14 protein-coding genes are annotated in these 16370 nt (G+C 73.5%); 5 read left to right on the forward strand and 9 right to left on the reverse strand.

Annotated elements, in window-relative coordinates; all coding sequences use genetic code 11:
* Window positions 1-95: 95 nt before the first annotated feature.
* Together AB0A74_RS35895 and AB0A74_RS35900 are read right to left on the reverse strand one after the other, a co-directional pair.
* Window positions 96-1490 (reverse strand): carbohydrate-binding protein, encoded by a 1395-nt coding sequence (locus AB0A74_RS35895; RefSeq protein WP_358256672.1) that lies wholly within the window; start codon window positions 1488-1490, stop codon window positions 96-98.
* 107 nt (window positions 1491-1597) lie between these two features.
* Window positions 1598-3268, reverse strand: coding sequence for a bifunctional 3'-5' exonuclease/DNA polymerase (locus tag AB0A74_RS35900; RefSeq protein WP_358256674.1), 1671 nt, complete (start codon window positions 3266-3268; stop codon window positions 1598-1600).
* A gap of 91 nt (window positions 3269-3359) precedes the next feature.
* On the opposite strand from AB0A74_RS35900, the gene AB0A74_RS35905 reads away from it, so the two are divergent.
* Window positions 3360-5369 carry a tetratricopeptide repeat protein gene (locus AB0A74_RS35905; RefSeq protein WP_358256676.1) on the forward strand — a complete coding sequence of 670 codons (2010 nt, stop codon included), beginning with the start codon at window positions 3360-3362 and terminating at the stop codon, window positions 5367-5369.
* On the opposite strand, the gene AB0A74_RS35910 is transcribed toward AB0A74_RS35905, so the two are convergent.
* Window positions 5366-6289: a proline dehydrogenase family protein gene (locus tag AB0A74_RS35910; protein WP_358256678.1), complete on the reverse strand. Its 924-nt coding sequence runs from the start codon at window positions 6287-6289 to the stop codon at window positions 5366-5368. The genes AB0A74_RS35905 and AB0A74_RS35910 overlap by 4 nt on opposite strands.
* A gap of 2 nt (window positions 6290-6291) precedes the next feature.
* On the reverse strand, window positions 6292-7917 hold the full coding sequence (pruA, locus tag AB0A74_RS35915) for an L-glutamate gamma-semialdehyde dehydrogenase (protein ID WP_358256680.1): 1626 nt from the start codon (window positions 7915-7917) through the stop codon (window positions 6292-6294).
* Between the two features lie 175 nt (window positions 7918-8092).
* Between pruA and AB0A74_RS35920 the strand changes: the two genes are divergently transcribed.
* Both AB0A74_RS35920 and AB0A74_RS35925 read left to right on the forward strand, forming a co-directional pair.
* Window positions 8093-9634, forward strand: a complete 1542-nt coding sequence (locus AB0A74_RS35920) for a helix-turn-helix domain-containing protein (RefSeq protein ID WP_358256682.1) — start codon at window positions 8093-8095, stop codon at window positions 9632-9634.
* Between the two features lie 33 nt (window positions 9635-9667).
* Window positions 9668-10696, forward strand: coding sequence for an acyl-CoA desaturase (locus AB0A74_RS35925; protein WP_358256684.1), 1029 nt, complete (start codon window positions 9668-9670; stop codon window positions 10694-10696).
* On the opposite strand, the gene AB0A74_RS35930 is transcribed toward AB0A74_RS35925, so the two are convergent.
* The 3 genes from AB0A74_RS35930 to AB0A74_RS35940 are packed head-to-tail and all read right to left on the reverse strand — an operon-like array spanning window position 10693 to window position 13702.
* On the reverse strand, window positions 10693-11451 hold the full coding sequence (locus tag AB0A74_RS35930; RefSeq protein WP_358256686.1) for a DUF3152 domain-containing protein: 759 nt from the start codon (window positions 11449-11451) through the stop codon (window positions 10693-10695). The two genes, AB0A74_RS35925 and AB0A74_RS35930, sit on opposite strands and share 4 nt — an antisense overlap.
* Window positions 11448-12197: a hypothetical protein gene (locus tag AB0A74_RS35935; RefSeq protein ID WP_358256688.1), complete on the reverse strand. Its 750-nt coding sequence runs from the start codon at window positions 12195-12197 to the stop codon at window positions 11448-11450. The genes AB0A74_RS35930 and AB0A74_RS35935 overlap by 4 nt, the downstream gene beginning before the upstream one ends.
* On the reverse strand, window positions 12170-13702 hold the full coding sequence (locus AB0A74_RS35940; protein ID WP_358256690.1) for a putative glycoside hydrolase: 1533 nt from the start codon (window positions 13700-13702) through the stop codon (window positions 12170-12172). Before AB0A74_RS35940 ends, AB0A74_RS35935 begins: the two co-directional genes overlap by 28 nt.
* A 370-nt stretch (window positions 13703-14072) precedes the next feature.
* Here AB0A74_RS35940 and AB0A74_RS35945 point away from each other — a divergent pair, with 370 nt between their 5' ends.
* Both AB0A74_RS35945 and AB0A74_RS35950 read left to right on the forward strand, forming a co-directional pair.
* Complete coding sequence (locus AB0A74_RS35945) at window positions 14073-14909, forward strand: polysaccharide deacetylase family protein (protein WP_358256714.1); 837 nt, start codon at window positions 14073-14075, stop codon at window positions 14907-14909.
* A gap of 137 nt (window positions 14910-15046) precedes the next feature.
* A complete protein-coding gene (locus tag AB0A74_RS35950) occupies window positions 15047-15427 on the forward strand; it encodes a hypothetical protein (RefSeq protein ID WP_343937624.1) in 381 nt (126 codons plus the stop codon).
* On the opposite strand, the gene yidC is transcribed toward AB0A74_RS35950, so the two are convergent.
* Window positions 15412-16062, reverse strand: a complete 651-nt coding sequence (yidC, locus tag AB0A74_RS35955; protein ID WP_358256692.1) for a membrane protein insertase YidC — start codon at window positions 16060-16062, stop codon at window positions 15412-15414. The genes AB0A74_RS35950 and yidC overlap by 16 nt on opposite strands.
* Window positions 16063-16105: 43 nt before the next feature.
* On the reverse strand, window positions 16106-16363 hold the full coding sequence (locus AB0A74_RS35960; protein ID WP_343937620.1) for a DUF6412 domain-containing protein: 258 nt from the start codon (window positions 16361-16363) through the stop codon (window positions 16106-16108).
* Window positions 16364-16370: the final 7 nt, after the last annotated feature.

Genomic DNA, 16370 nt, shown 5'->3' on the forward strand with positions numbered 1-16370 from the left:
CCGACTCGTCCACCGCGCCGTCCCCGGTCAGCACGACCTCCATGCCGGCCGGCAGCCACGCGGAGGAGGTGTGCGGCCCGCCACCGGGGGGAGGGTCAGGTGGTGAACTTCAGCCAGTTCACGCTGACGTAGGCCGCCGGTTGGCCGCTGGTGAAGGTGATGTAGACGTCGTGCGTGCCGGTCACGCCGGCGATGTTGGCCGGGATGGTGCGCCAGCTCTGCCACCCGCCGGTGTTGGCGATGGCGAAACTGCCGATAGGGGCCGCCGTCGGGCTGTCCAGGCGGACCTCCACCAAGCCGCTCACGCCGCCCGCCGCGCCCGACGCCGCCCTGGCCACGAACTGGCGGGCCGTGCCCGAGCCGAAGCGGACACCGGAGAAGCGCAGGCGGTCGCCGTTCTTCAGTTGCCCCACGTCCTGGCCGCCTTCCGAGCACGCTTCGACGGTGCCGCCGGAACGGGAGGTCGCCTGTTCGGCCTGGATCTCGGCGTAGGCGTCCCAGCCGTTGCCGCCGGGCGGGTTGGTGGTGGTGGTCGTCGTGGGAGGTGTGCCGCCGCCGGCGGTCCACACGGCCACGTAGTCCACGACCATCGAGTGGCCGGGAACGGTGGCGGCGGTCGGGGTCGCGTGGCCGGCCACGCCGTTGGGGAACGCGCCGCCCATCGCCAGGTTGAGCAGGATGAAGTAGCCCGCGTGGCCGGTCATGTTGTTCCACGTCGTCGCGTCGAACTGGTTCTGGTTGACGCTGTGGAACTGCTGCCCGTCCACGTACCAGCGGAACTGCTTCGGGCTGACGCTCTCGTCCCACTCGAACCGGTAGGTGTGGAACGCCGACTGGCACGTCGAACCGGGGCACGCCCGGCTGGCGCCCAGGCCGTTGGTCTCGTTGCACGGCCCGCCGGGGTTCACGCCGCAGTGCAGCACGCCCCACACGGAGTTGATGCCGTTGACGTTCTCCATGATGTCGAACTCGCCGATGGCGGGCCAGTTCCAGTAGTTGCCCCGGTAGGGCGACCCCAGCGCCCAGAACGCGGGCCAGTAGCCGAGCGCCGCGCTGCCGGTGACGTTGGGCATCTGGATGCGGCCCTCGATCGCCAGCTTGCCGCCGGCCGGTGGGCGGAAGTTCGAGCGCTGGGTCTCGACGCGGGCGGACGTCCAGTTGCCCGCGCCGTCGCGCAACGCGGTGATGCGCAGGTTGCCGTTGCCGTCCAAACGGATGTTGGACGTGGAGTTGGTGTAGTTCTGGATCTCGCCGGTGCCCCAGTTGCCGGGGCCGCCGGGGTAGCCGTGGCCGAGGTCGAAGATCCAGTTGGCGCCGGAGGGCAGGGTGTTCGCGGCGCCGGTGAAGTCGTCGCTCCACTGGAGCGTCCAGCCCGGGGGCGTGGGCGGCACCGAGGCGTCCGCCGAGATCGTGGCGAAGACCGCGGCGGGAACGGCGGCGAGCAGGGCGGCGGCGGTGGCGAGCACGCGTCGCCTTCGACTGGGTCCCATGCGCGGGTGACCTCCTTGTCACTCGTTCTGCACGGCAACGAATTCGGTTGTGCGTTCATGAGAGCGCTCTCACGGCCGAGACTCAATCGACTGAACGGCGCAATGGGCTACTTGGCGTCGGCGTAGCACTCCACCGCGACGGCGTTGATGGGGAAGCGGACCGGTGTCCGGCCGAACACCAGCCGGGACGCTTCCTCGCCCGCCGCCGCGATCTCCGCGCACACCACCTCCGCCGACTCGGCCGGTGTGTGGACCAGGACCTCGTCGTGCTGGAAGAACACGAGGTGCGCGCCCGGCGCCGTCTGGTGCAACCGCCTGCGCAGCGCGCCCAGCAGCGCGGCCGTCCAGTCGGCCGCGCTCGCCTGCACCACGAAGTTGCGGGTGAACCGGCCCCAGTCGCGCGCCGCCCGCCGACCCTGCCGGACGGCCTCCTCGCCCTCGTCGGCGCTGCCGGTCAGCTCGTGCCACGCCGCCGACGGCGGCGGGCTGGTGCGCCCCAGCCGCGACCGGACCATCCGGCCCTGCTCACCGGCCACCGCCGCCGCCTCCACGTACCCCACCGCCTCGGGGAACCGGCGTCTGAGCACGGCCAGCAGCGCGCCGGCCTCCCCGGCGGTGCCCCCGTACATCGCCGACAGCATGGCGACCTTCGCCCGCCCCCGGTCGCCGTCGAACGCGTCGGCCGCCAGCGTCGTGTAGAGGTCGTCGTCGGCGGACACCTCCGCCAGCCGCCGGTCGCCGGACAGCGCCGCCAGCACCCGCGGCTCCAGCTGGGACGCGTCCGCCGCCACCAGCGCCCACCCCGGGTCGGCCACCACGGCCCGGCGCAGCGTGCGCGGGATCTGCAGCGCCGCGCCGCCCCGGGTGGCCCACCGGCCGGACACCACCCCGCCCACCACGTAATCGGCCCGGAACCGGCCACCCGACACCCACTGGTCCAACCAGGACCACCCGTGCGCCACCCACAGCCGCGCCAGCTCCTTGTACTCCAGCAGCGGCGCGACCGCCGGGTGGTCCACCTTCTTCAGCACCCACGCCCGCGCGGACGGCACGTCGACGCCCTCCCGCCCGAACGCCCGCACGATGCTCGCCGGCGCGTCCGGGTTGACCGCGCGGCCCCCGAACGCCGCCGTGATCCGGTCGGCCAGCTCGGCGAGCTTCGCCGGCCGGACGCCGTTGACCGGGCGCGGCCCCAGCAACTCGGTCAACAGCTCGTCGTGCACGTCCTCCCGCCACGGCAGCCCGTGGTGCGTCATCTCGGCCGCCGCCAGGGCGCTCGCGGACTCCGCGGCGACGAGCAGCCGCAGGCCCTCGGCGTGGGGCAGCCCGGCCAGCGCGCGCCGCTGCTCCGCGTGCACCGCGACCACGGCCTCCAGCGGGTCCTCATCACCGGGCAGCGGCTCCCGCTCGGGCTCGAACAGCGTGGGCTGGGACTCGCGCTTGCGCGGCCCGTGGTCCTCGGGCACCGGGAGGCCCCGCAGGCGCGCGACGGCCGCCCCCAGGCCGCGCGGCTCCCGGTGCCTGCCCTGGTGGGCGAGCAGCAACGACTCGACGTGCCACAGGTCGAGGCACCGCTCCACCCGCACGCCCCGGGCGAGCAGCTCCGGGTAGACCTCCGCCGTGGACGACCACAGCCAGCGCGGCCCCCGCCGCTCCCACTGCGCGACGGTGGCCGCGAGGTCGGCGGTCTCGATCACCGGACCGGTGGGCACGCCGGTGGCGGAGAGCGGCCGGAGGCGACCGGCGTTCTCCCCGTGCGGCACCAGTGCGATGAACATGCCTCGGATTGTGCCAACGACCACCGACAATCCCGGCCCGAGCGGAGGCGACCCGATCGTGGTCGAGGGCCTGGGTGCAGGATGTCGGTCCGTGATCGGATCGCCTGGCGCGCTGCTGGACCCACGGCACGAGGTGGTGCCCTTCCACGGCCGGACCGCCGAGCTCGCCGGGCTGGCGCGCTGGCGGGACGCGGCCGTGCTGCGGTCGGTGCTGCTCCTGCACGGCCGGTCCGGGGTGGGCAAGACGCGGCTGGCCCGGCGGTTCGCCGGGGACGACCTGGTCGTCGTGGACGACGCGGACCTGGTGCCGTGGCACGACGTCCTCGCCGTCCTGCGCGACGGGCCGACCCGCGTGCTGCTGGTCGCGCGCGCCGCGGGCTGGTGGTGGTCGGCCACCCGGCAACGCGCCGCCGACCTGCACTACGCGACCGAGGAGCTCGAACTCGGCCCGTGCCCCGAGGAGCACGACCGGTCGTTCGCGCTCGCCCGCGAACGCTTCGCCGACGCCCTCGGCCTGCCCCGGCCGGACGTCGCGCCGCCGCGGTGCGACACGTTCCACGACGTCCACCTCGCCGCGCTCGCCGCCGTCCACGGCGACCGCTCGGACAACGCCGTCGAGCACGTCCGCCGCGTGGTCGGCCTCGACCCGGACCCGCCGACCACCGGCCGCCTCGCCGAGGACGCCCTCGCCGTGACCCTCCTGGACGACCGCATCGCGCCCGCGCCGGACGCCCTGGACACCCTCCTGCGCGCCGCCGAGCGCTGGCCGCACGTCCGCGACCGGGCCGTGGAGCTGTTCACCGCCGACCCGGGACTGGTCGCCAAGGCGGGCATCGGACCGTTGCGCGTCCTCAAGGACCATCCGGAAGTCATCGCGCGCCAGGTGTTCGACGACCCCCGCTGCCACGGTGACGTCCTGCCCGCCCTGCTCACCCACGCACTCCTGCGCGCCGCCGAAGACCTCCGGGAACGCGCCGAGCTGAACGGTCTCCTCAGCGCCCGCGCCGCACTGGCCGCGCTGCGCGAGGAGGCCGTGCGGGCGTCCCGGGCGGAGGTTTCGCTGCGCCGGCGACTGGTCGACCACGACCCGGTCGAGCACCGCCCCGCGCTCGCGGACGCGTTGGGCGACCTGAGCCTGCGCCTGGTCGCGGCCAAGCGGGCCGAGGAGGCCCTGTTCGTGGCGGAGGAAGCGGTCGCCTGGTGCCGGCTCGTCACGGCCGACGACCGGGACGGCGCGGCGCAGCTCGCCGCCGCGCTGGACCGGCTGGGCCTGCGCTACGCCGCCGTGGGGCGCAAGGAGGACGCGGCGACCGCCGTCACGGAGTCCGCGGGGCTGTTCGACGAGCTGGCCCGGCAGCGCCCCGCGTCGTTCCGGCTCGACGCGGCGAAGACCGCGCACCACCTGGCGGCCCGGCTGTTCGACATCGGGCGGCGTGCGGAGGCGGGGCACGCGACGCGGCGCGCGGTGCTCCAGTGGCGTGCGGTCGCGGGCGACGACCCGCGCTACGAAGCCGAGTTCGCCCGCACCCTGCGGTCCGTAGCGGCGCTGCTGGCGGCGTTCGGCAGGCCCACGGAGGCGGCGGCGGTGGTGCGGGAGTCGATCGGCGTGCTGCGCCGGCTCGCGGAGGTGAACCCGCGCGACTTCGAACCCGTGCTGGCGTCCGCGCTGGGCGACCTCGGCGTGCTGTTCCGCCGGCTGGACCGCCGGTCCGAGGCGGCGCAGGCGTTCGAGGACGCCGTGGCGGTGTGGCGGCGGGTGCCCCGGGCCGCGGACCGGCTGGCGCGGGCCTGGCACCTGCTGGCCGACAGCGCGGTCACCAACGAGGTCGCCCGCGTCGCGGCGCGGATGGCGCTGCTGCTGTGGCAGATGACCGGCTGCCACGACGGGATCCGTTACGCCGAGACGCTTTCGCTGTACGCGCGGCGGTGCGCCGAGGTCGGCGCGGACCTCGACCACGCCCTGGCGGCGGCGCACCGGGCGGTCGAGCTGCTGCGGTCCGCGCGGGCCGAGCCGGAACGGCTGGCCCGCGCGGAGCACGCGGTGCAGGAGGTGGTCCGGGCGCACCCCGCGCGCACCCGCGACCTCCCCAGTTCCCCCTAGCCCTTCGTGGCCAGCGAACGCAGGAAGAACGCCACGTTCGCCGGGCGCTCGGCCAGCCGCCGCATGAAGTAGCCGTACCACTCGTCGCCGTACGGCACGTACACGCGCATCCGGTTGCCCTCGGCGGCCAGCCGCTTCTGCTCCTCGGGCCGGATGCCGTACAGCATCTGGAACTCGTAGGAGTCCTTGCCCCGGCCCGCCGCCAGGTCCGCCGCGATGGCGATCAGGCGCGGGTCGTGCGAGGCGACCATCGGGTAGCCCTCGCCCTTCATCAGGACCTTCAGGCACCGCACGTAGGACAGGTCCACTTCGGACTTGTCCTGGTACGCCACGGAAGCGGGCTCCTGGTAGGCGCCCTTGCACAGCCGGACGCGCGACCCGGCGTGCGCCAGGTCCCGGCAGTCCTGCTCGGTGCGCTTGAGGTAGGCCTGGAGCACCGCGCCCACCCACGGGAAGTCCACCCGCAGCTCCCACAGGATGCTCAGCGTCGAGTCCGTGGTGGTGTGGTCCTCCATGTCGAGGGTGACGGTGGTGCCGGCGGCCTCGGCGGCGGAACAGATCCTCCGCGCGTTCTCCAGGGCGACCTTCTCGCCGTCCAGCGGCAGGAACTGGCCCACCGCGGACAGCTTCACCGACACCTCGGCGCGGTCGGCGTACCCGGCGTCGCGCAGCCGGCCGAGCAGCTCCAGGTACGCGTCCACGGTGGCGGTGGCCTGGGCCGCGTCGCGGGTGTCCTCGCCGAGGTGGTCCAGCGTGACGAGCCGGCCGTCGGCCAGCACCTCGCCGGTGGTGGCGACGGCCCCGTCGACGTCGTCGCCGGCGATGAACCGCTTGACCACGGGCTTGGTCAGCGGGGTGCTCTCCACGAGCTTGCGGATGGCGCCGGACCGCGAGGCGGCCAGCAGGGTCGAGCGCAGCATGGTCACCCCTGGTGCGGGTAGCGGTAGGACGTCGGCGGCACGAACGTCTCCTTGATGGAGCGCGGGCTGACCCAGCGCAGGAGGTTGTGCACCGAGCCCGCCTTGTCGTTGGTGCCCGACGCCCGGCCGCCGCCGAACGGCTGCTGCCCGACGACCGCGCCGGTGGGCTTGTCGTTGACGTAGAAGTTGCCCGCCGCGAACCGCAGGTACTCCTGCGCGTGGGCGATGGCCGCCCGGTCCTGCGCGATGACCGCGCCGGTGAGGCCGTACGGCGCGGCGCTCTCCATCTGCTTGAGGACGGTGTCGTAGTCGGCGTCGTCGAACACGTGCACGGCGAGGACCGGCCCGAAGTACTCGGTGGTGAACACCTCGTGGTCGGGGTCGCTGCCCAACAGCACGGTCGGGCGCACGAAGAAGCCGTCGGTGTCGTCGGCGGTGCCGCCGGCGGCGACCTCCAGCGAGGAGTCGGACCTCGCGGCGTCCAGGACGCCCGAGAGCTTGTCGAACGAGCGGCGGTCGATGACCGCGCCCAGGAAGTTCGAGAAGTCGGTGACGTCGCCCATCGTCAGGGACTCGACCTCGGCCAGGAAGTCGTCCTTCATGCGGTTCCACACCGACCGCGGCACGTAGGCGCGGGAGGCGGCGGAGCACTTCTGGCCCTGGTACTCGAACGCGCCGCGGACCAGCGCGGTGCGCAGCACGTCGACGTCGGCGGACGGGTGCGCGAGCACGAAGTCCTTGCCGCCGGTCTCGCCGACGATGCGCGGGTAGGAGCGGTAGCCCGCGATGTTCGCGCCGACCTGGCCCCACAGGTGCTGGAAGGTCTTGGTGGACCCGGTGAAGTGGATGCCCGCGAGGTCCGGGTCGGCCAGGGCGACCTCGGACACGGCCAGGCCGTCGCCCGGGAGCAGGTTGATCACGCCCGGCGGCAGGCCGGCCTCTTCGAGCAGGCGCATGGTGAGGTGCGCGGCGAAGCTCTGCGTGGGCGACGGCTTCCACAGCACGACGTTGCCCATGAGGGCGGGCGCGGTGGGCAGGTTGCCCGCGATGGCCGTGAAGTTGAACGGCGTGATCGCGTAGACGAAACCCTCCAGCGGGCGGTGGTCGGTGCGGTTCCACACGCCGGGGGAGGACTGCGGCTGCTCGGCGACGAGCTGCTTGCCGAAGGCGACGTTGAAGCGCCAGAAGTCGATCAGCTCGCACGCGGAGTCGATCTCGGCCTGGATCGCGGTCTTGGACTGCCCGAGCATGGTGGCCGCGTTGAGCGTCTGCCGCCACGGGCCGGCCAGGAGGTCGGCGGCCTTGAGCAGGATCGCGGCCCGGTCGTCGAACGACAGCGCGCGCCACGCGGGCGCGGCGGCCTTGGCGGCGGCGATCGCGTCCCGGGTGTCCTGCTGGGTGGCCCCGTGCAGGGTGCCCAGGACGGCCCGGTGGTTGTGCGGCTGGACGACGTCGAACTTCTCACCCCCGCCGACGCGCTGCTCGCCACCGACGGTCAGGGTCAGTTCGAGGGGCTCTTTGGCCAGCTCGGCCAGCTTCGCCTGCAGCTGCGCGCGCTCCGGGGTGCCGGGGGCGTAGCTGAGGACGGGCTCGTTCGCCGGCACGGGGACCCTGGTCACGGCATCCACAAGCAGCTCCTTCGCCACATGGTTGGGTGTCCGTTCACGGTAGGTCGGTGGACCGTGCGCCCTGTTGTCCGCACGTCTAGGCTTGGCGCCTCTCGGTTGTCCGAACGGACAAAGAGTGGGCCGAGTGGCTGCCGCCCGAAGGAGGGGTCCGGTTGATCACCCCGGGGTGGCCGCGATGAGCCTGCGGCAGGTGCTGATCGCGTTGGGCGACCCGCTGGTCGAGATCCAGGTCGCGCCGCACGGGCTTGAGGTCGAGGTGCACGACGTGGTCATCCTCGACCCCGACGACCAGCCCGACGTGCGGCCCGGGGACCTCGCCCTGGTGATCGGGGCCCGCGGGCGGGCCGCGTTGCCGCTGGTCCGGGCCGCCGGGGCGGGCGGGGCGACCGCGGTGGCGGTGAAGGTGGACACGCCGTCGCCCGTGTTGCGGCAGGCCGCCGCCGACGTCGGGGTCGCCCTGCTGGCGGTTCGGCCCGAGGTCCGGTGGGAGCACCTCGAAGCGCTCGCGCGCGGGGTGGTGTCCACCGCTCGGCTCACCGCCGACGCCGGGACGACCGAGGTCCTGGGGGACCTGTTCGCGCTCGCGCAGACCATCGCCGCGCTCACCGGCGGGATCGTCAGCATCGAGGACACCGCCAGCCGGGTGCTGGCCTACTCGCGCTCGTCGGACGAGGTGGACGAGTTGCGGCGGCTGTCCATCCTGGGGCGGCAGGGGCCCGAGCCGTACCTGAAGATGCTCCGCGAGTGGGGCGTCTACCAGCGGCTCCGGTCCGGGGAGGAGGTCGTCCGGATCGACGAGCGGCCCGAGTTGGGCATTCGGCGGCGGATCGCCGTGGGCATCCACGCCGGGGCGCAGCCGTTGGGGACGATCTGGGTGCAGGAAGGCGCGACCCCGCTCACCGAGCAGTCCGAGCGGGCTTTGCTGGGGGCGGCCCGGGTCACCGCGTTGCACCTGGTGCAACAACGGGAGCCCGCCGCCGCGTTCCGGGAGAACCTGCTCGCGTCGCTGCTCGACGGGCGGATGGACGCCGTGTCCGTGGCCGAGCAGATCGGGGCCGACCCGGCCAAGCCGGCCGCGGTCGTGGTGTTCGCGTTGCGCGGGCAGGAGCACGCCGACCGGATCCAGCACGAGTTGCGCCGGGCGGAGATGACCAGCCTGATCTCGGTGCACGCCGCCGCCTACCGGCGCAGCGCGCTGGTCAGCCAGTCGTCGGGGCGGACCTACGTGCTGCTGCCCGACCTGCCGCCCGGAGCGCCGTTGCCGGCGTTGACCAAGGAGATCGTGGCGGCGGCGCGCAAGCACATGGGGCTGCGGGTGCAGGGGGCGATCGGCTCGACCGTCTCGACCATGGACGACGTGGTGGTGGCCCGGGTCGAGGCGGACCGGGTGCTCGACGCCATGGCCCGCGACCTGGACGCCGACGTGGCCACGCTGGCCGACGTGCGCTCCCGGGTGCTGGTCAGCGAGGTGCTGGCGTTGCTGGCCGAGCACCCGCGCATCCGGGACCCGCGGCTGGACCGGCTGGACCCGGACCTCGCGCGGTCGCTGCTGGCCTACCTGGACGCGTTCGGCGACGTGCGGACCGCCGCCGCCCGCCTGCACGTCCACCCCAACACCCTGCGGTACCGGGTGCGGCGGGCGGCCGAGGTCGGCGGGTTCGAGCTGGACGACCCGCTGCTCCGGTTGTTCGCCCAGTTGCAACTCAGGCTGGCCTGAGGGCGTCACCCAGCGCCCCTTAGGCTGCGCGCCGTGAGCACCGATGTGTCGCCTCGGCGCGGCAGCGATTTCGCCGAACTGTCCAGGCTGGTCAAGCAGGCGGGTCTGCTCGACCGCCGGACCGGCTACTACGTGGTGTGCCTGGTGGCGGCCGTGACCGCCCTCGCCGCCACCTGCGCCGCCGTCGTCCTGATCGGGGACTCGTGGTGGCAGCTCGTCCCGGCCGTCGCCCTGGCGGTCGTGTTCACCCAGATCGCGTTCCTCGGCCACGACGCCGGCCACAAGCAGGTCTTCACCACCAACCGCACCAACGCGGCCACCGGGCTGGTCCTGGGCAACCTGCTGATCGGCGTCGGCTACGGCTGGTGGATGGGCAAGCACAACCGCCACCACGCCAACCCCAACCACGAGGACGAGGACCCGGACGTCGACATCGCGGTGCTCGCGTTCAGCGCCGAGCAGGCCGAGCGCAAGCGCGGGTTCTTCCGGTTCGTGGTCAAGCACCAGGCGTGGCTGTTCTTCCCGCTGCTGCTGCTCGAAGGCTTCAGCCTGCACGTCATCGGGGCGGCCCCGGTGGCGCGGCGCGAGGTGCGGGCATGGCGGGTCGAGGCGGCGCTGCTCGTGGTCCACGCGATCGGGTACCTGACCCTGGTCTTCTCGTCCATGTCGCCGGTGAAGGCGTTGGTGTTCATCGCCGTGCACCAGGGGCTGTTCGGCGTCTACATGGGGTGCTCGTTCGCGCCCAACCACAAGGGCATGCCGGTGCTGTCGGCCGGGCACCAGCTCGACTTCCTGCGCAAGCAGGTCCTGACCTCGCGCAACGTCACCGGCGGCCGGTTCACCGACTTCCTGCTGGGCGGCCTGAACTACCAGATCGAGCACCACCTGTTCCCGAACATGCCGCGCCCGCACCTGCGGCGGGCGCAGGCGCTGGTCCGGGACTTCTGCCGGCAGCGGTCGATCTCCTACGCCGAGTGCGGCCTGTTCACCTCGTACGGGTACGTGCTGAAGTTCCTGCACGAGGCCGGCGCGCCGCTGCGGGCGGAGAAGGTCGCGGCCTAGCGCGGCCACGGGTCGGGCGTGCAGGTCTTGCCGTCCGCCGGGGCCTCGCCGCTGAGCGCGGCCAGCTCGTCGTTCGAGGTGCTCAGCGTCTGCTGCATCATGACCGGCGCGCGGGCGCCGTCCTCGGGGCACGGCTCGTGGCCGTACCCGAGGAAGTGCCCGACCTCGTGGTTGACCACGTAGGCGCGGTAGGCCGTGAGGCTGTCGTAGGTGTGCGCGCCGCGGATCCAGCGGGGCGCGCTCAGGTAGACCGTGTCGCCGATGCGGCAGGACGTGTCGTAGGGCAGGTCGAAGCCGCACAGCTCGCGCGCGGTGTCCTGGGCGGCGAGCCGGACGCGCAGGGTCGGCGCGGCGTCCACCCGGCGGAACTCGAAACCCCTTCGCTTCCAGCCGCGCGGGTGGACGAGCGTGTGGTGCACCTGGGCGGCGAAGGGCTGGTCGCCCTCGGGCAGGGTGACGCCCTCCTCGACCTCGACGGAGTAGGCGAAGGCGGGTCCCGGCCCGGTCGGCTTGGCCGTGCCGGGGACGACGCGCCACCGGCCGGTGCCGTGGGCGGGGAAGGGCGCGCCGGGCGGCAGGTCGGCCCCGACGCCGCGGACGGGCCGCGGGTCGGCGTGGGTGGGCGTGGCGACGACGGGCGGGCGGCCGTGGGCGGTGACGCGCATCGGGACGGTGCGGGTGTCCAGCGCCAGCACGGTGGCGGCGGCCAGGGAGAGCCCGGCCAGGTAGTGCGCCACCGCCAGCCGACCGGTCACGACCCGTCCGCCGCGGAAGCCGCCGGCGCCGCGGGACTCGCCGCCGGAGCGGGGCTCGCCGCCGGAGCGGCCGGGCCGGCCGCCGGCACGGGTGGCGCGGTGCCCGCCGCCGGCACGGGTGGCGCGGTGCCCGCCGCCGGCACGGCCAGGTCCACCGCGGGCGCGTCCCCGGTCTCGTCGTCGCGCGGCACCGGGATGTCCAGTTCCGCGCACCACCGGTCGAGCAGCTTGCGCCGTTCCACCAGTTCCGCCGCGATCGCCCGCGCCTCGGCCGCCGCCCCCTCCACGATCTCCCGGGCCCGCCGGTCCGCCTCGGCCAGCCGCCGCTGGGTCTCCTGCTCGGTCTCGTCCAGCAGCACGGCCTGCCGGTCGGCCATCTCGCGCGCCTGCGCGACCAGCGCCTCCGCCCGCTCGTGCGCGGCCTGCTCCTCCTTCTCCGCCTTCTGCCGGGCCACGTGCATCAGGTACCGGATGGTCCCCGACACCGTGTTCTCCTTCGAGTAGCCGGCGTGCAGCATCCGGTACTCCGCCAGCTCCGCCCGCGCCGCCTCCAGCTCGCGCCCCACGTCGTCCGCGGTCGCCAGGGCCGCGTCGCGGTCGGTCGTGAGCTGCTCCAGCCGTTCGACCAGCTGCCGGATCGCCGCGTCGACCTCGCGCCGCTGGTAGCCGCACCACTCGCGGTTGAACGAACCCGGTGCGAACTCCTCGCCGGCCATGGTCACAACCCCGCCGAGTCGTAGCGGCACGCCGGGTTCCACAGCAGGAACGACTTCACCCCGGCGTCGGCGGACGCGGTCACCTGCGCCTGCACCTCGCCCGGCCCGTAGTGGTGCTTGAGCGAGAACGCCTGCAACCACGGGATGACCGTCGCCCCGGTGTCCTTGGTCAACTCCACGAAGTTCGCGATCGACGCCTTCACGATGTCGTACGGCTTGCCCTCGGGGTTGTCCACGCCGTACTCGCCCGGCCCCCAGTGCGACGGGTAGACCATCGGCGCCACGTAGTCCACGTGCGCGGACAGCGCGGGGATGTCCTGGGCGATGTCCGTGCCGCTGTGCGCGGCGATGCCGAACACCGACGCGCCCAGGTACGCGCCGTGCGGCCGGACCGCCGCCCGCGAGTCGCGCAGGAAGTCCACGATGGACTGTTCCGGCGTCACGGTCAGGCCCGCGAACTCCATCTGCGACAACGGGCCGTCGGGCCGCCGCACGTAGTCGTACAGGATGTCGTCGAACCCCAGGGACGCCGCCTCCTTGGCGACCGCGATGTTGTACTCGCGCACCTCGGGGTTGGCGAAGTTGGTGAAGGCGTACTCGCCGTAGTGCCGCGTCCACGGCCCACCGCCCTTGTTGCGGGCCAGGCGGTCGTGCGCGCCGGCCTCCCAGGACGCCTTGCCCAGCACCGGGTCCCGGAACGCGACCAGCCGGCCGACCACCCGCAACCCCATGCCGTGCAACTGGTCCACGGCCGCCTTCGCGTCGTAGTACCCGCGGCTCGCGCCGATCTGCTGCGCCAGCGGCACCTGCGAGGTGTAGCCGATCTCGCCGCTCTCGTCCTTGATGTCCAGCTGGACGGCGTCGATCTTCTTGTCCCGGGCCAGCGCCAGCACCGGCTCGCGCAACTCCTCCGTGGCCCACGCCGCCGCGCTCATGTGCACCGCCCGCATGCCCGGGTGGGGCACCTTCACCGCCATCTCGTGCCGCCCGGAGTTGCCCGCCGCGTCCTTGGCCTCCAGGACGAGCGTCGCCGGCACGGCCTGCAGCGTCGCCTCGAACTTCCCGTCCTCCACCGGCACCTTCTGGTCGCCCACCTGCACCTCGTCGGCCCCCTCGACCGCGCCCCGCACGGTCACCGGCCCCTTCGGCGACTTGGCGTCCACCTGGTCCACCGACACCTTCGGCGGCGTGTTGTCCAGGGTGAACCGGCGCTCGATGACGGCGTCGGGCAGCCACGGCAGCGAGTTGGCCGCGCGCACGGTCAGCGTGTGCGGGCCCTCGGCCAGTTGGAGCCCGGACAACGACACGGCCTTTTCGCCGCGCCGCCCCTCGACGGCCTTGCCGTCCACCTCCACAACCACCCGATCGAGTTCACCCGGATCGTCCGCGGTGATGGCCACGCGCTCCCATCCCGAATGGGTGACGGCACCGCCGTCGGACAATTCGGCGACCGCGAGACTGGTCGGCCGGGCCTGCACGAATGTCGTGATCACGCCCGCGACCAGCAGCAACGCGACGGCTGCGGCCACCGGCACGAGGACCCTTCTCGTTTTTCGCGTGGAATTCGACATCGACCACTCCGATCAGCGCGGCGCATTACCAATGCGCGATATACCGCCTCAGGTGGCAGGTAAACCAGATGTCATCCGAATGTGTCAAACCGGCGAGCGACCCCCGTGGACCGGCGTACCTTGCGGAAACGTGAACCGCACCGCGACGCCGTCCAAACCCGCCCTGGCCGTTGCCGCGCTCCTCGCCGCCGGCGTGGTGGCGTGCGCCGAACCGGCCGCGCAGCAGCCGTCCAACACCCCGGTGGCCGCGTCCTCCGCGCCCGGCCCGTCGTCCTCCGCGCCGCCCGACCCGGCCGCGGTCGGGGCCAACGAGCTCGGGCAGGTGCCGGTGCTGATGTACCACCGGCTGGTGGCGCAGCCGTCGTCGGTCTACGACCGGACCCCGGAGGCGTTCCGGGCCGAGCTGGAGCGGCTGGTCGCCGAGGACTACGTGCCGGTGACCACGCTGGAGTACGCGACCGGCCGCATCGACATCCCGGCGGGCAAGCACCCGGTGGTGCTCACGTTCGACGACGGCGACCCGACCCAGTTCGCGCTGGACGCCTCCGGGCAGCCCGCGCCGGGCACGGCCGTGGCGATCCTGCTCGACGTGGCCGCCAAGCACCCCGGGTTCCGGCCGGTGGCGAGCATGTACGTCAACGCCGCGCCGTTCGGGTCGGCCGACGGCTCCGGCGTGCTGCCGTGGCTGCGCGACCACGGGTTCGAGATCGGCAACCACACCCAGTACCACACGAACCTGTCGTCGGCGTCGGCCGAGGAGGCGCAGCGGGCGATCAGCGAGGGGCAGCGCGAGATCCAGCGGGCCGTGCCGGACTACCCGGTCAAGAGCCTGGCGCTGCCGTTCGGCGCGATCCCGCGCGACCCGGTGCTGGCCATGCGCGGCGGCGCGGACGGCATGTCGTACGACTACGCGTGCGTGCTGCTCGTCGGCTCGAACCCGGCCCCGTCGCCGTTCGCGGCCGACTTCGACCCGCTCAACACGCCGCGCATCCGGTCCCAGGACGCGACCGGCGAGGACGCGGCGTTCGGGTCCGCGGTGTGGCTGGACAAGCTGGCCGCGAACCCCGCCCAGCGCTACACGTCCGACGGCGTGCCCGACCGGATCTCGTACCCGTCGACCGCGGGCGTGGTGCCGGCACCCCAGCACGCCGCCCGAGCGGTGGCATATTGACCTGCGGGTATACCCCCGGTTGAGCTTTGCGTAACCGTCGGACCGGCTTTCCACCCGAAAGGGAAAACCGCGCATGCCGGACGGGGCACGCGGGCACTCCCCGGTCAGGAGCGACTGGGGAGGAAGGCGAACAGGCCATGGACCGGAACATCGACTGGAAGCCGTTCATCGAGTCACTGCACGAGGCGGCGTGCCGGTGGGACACCGGTCTGGCGTGGTGCGCCGAACCGCCCGACCTGGGCGCCGCCGAGGACGAGTTGGCCGACCAGGCGCCGTCGCGGGTCGTGCCGATCACCGCGCAGGAGGCGGAGAACCTCATGACCGCGGTGGCGTTCCTGGCCCGCCGGCTGAGCGTGGCCGCGGAGTGCGTCGTCTACACCACGGCCGAGCAGCGCCTGGACGGCGAGGACGCCGACCCGGAGGAGCAGGCCGACGTCCTCTCGCTGACCGCGCTGCACGCCCAGGCCATGCGGCACGCCGCGGACCTGGCCAGCGAGGTGTATCACCGCTGCGCCTGAACCACCGGTCCCCGGACGGTCCGGTGCAGGAAGGCGCGTTCGGCGAGGGTCCACGCGGTCGTGGTGAGCAGGTAGACCCCGGCCGCGAGCGGCAGGACGGCCGCGATGAGCACCGTCCCGAACGGCAGCAGCCGCAGCACCTTCGCGAACGGCGGTTGCGCCGCGCCGCCGCGGGCCGCCACCGCCGCCTGCCAGCGTGAAGTGGCGAACGCGATGGCCGTCAGCGCGGCGAACAGGCCGAGGAACACGGCGTTGTGGTCGAACACGCCGAACCAGTGGGCGCCCAGCGGGGCGCCGAGCAAGGTGCCGTCCAGCAGCGGGTTCGGCGTGGTGACGAGCCGGTACATGACCATGAAGAACGGCACTTGCACCAGCGCGGGCAGGCAGCCCGCGAACAGCGACGTGCCGTTGTCCTTGTAGAGCTTGAGGGTCTGCTCCTGGAGCTTGACCGGGTCCTTGCCGTGCTCGGCTTGCAGGTCCCGCAGTTGCGGGGCGAGCGCGGCGCGGGCCTTCTCCCCGCGCACGGCGGCGCGGCTGAGGGGGTGCACGAGCAGTCGGACGACCGCGGTGAACAGGACGATGGCGAGGGCGGGCGTGGCGAAGCCCGCCAGGGCGGAGCCCAAGGCGTGGAACAACTTCTCTCCGTCGGGTGCGAGCTGGGAAGGGGGACTTCGGCTGTCAGGAGCCGAGTCCCGGTGCTCGCGGACGGGGGCGACCGGCGGCGTCGGGGTCGCGCAGGCGCACGAAGGCCGTGCGCAAAGCCTTGTCGCGCAACGACAGCGACCGCACCCACGCGGGGGTGGACTGCACGTCGGGCGCGGCGGTGAGCAGCAGCACCACCACGGCGACGGCGGCCAGGGCGGCGACCAGTTCGGTCGGGGAGTGCAGGAGGGTGAGCGCGAACAGGCCCGCCAGCAGCAGGTGCAGCCTGGTCATCACGCCT

Origin of the sequence: Saccharothrix sp. NPDC042600, assembly GCF_040647305.1 — a bacterium.
In the GTDB taxonomy this organism is placed as follows: domain Bacteria; phylum Actinomycetota; class Actinomycetes; order Mycobacteriales; family Pseudonocardiaceae; genus Actinosynnema; species Actinosynnema mutabilis.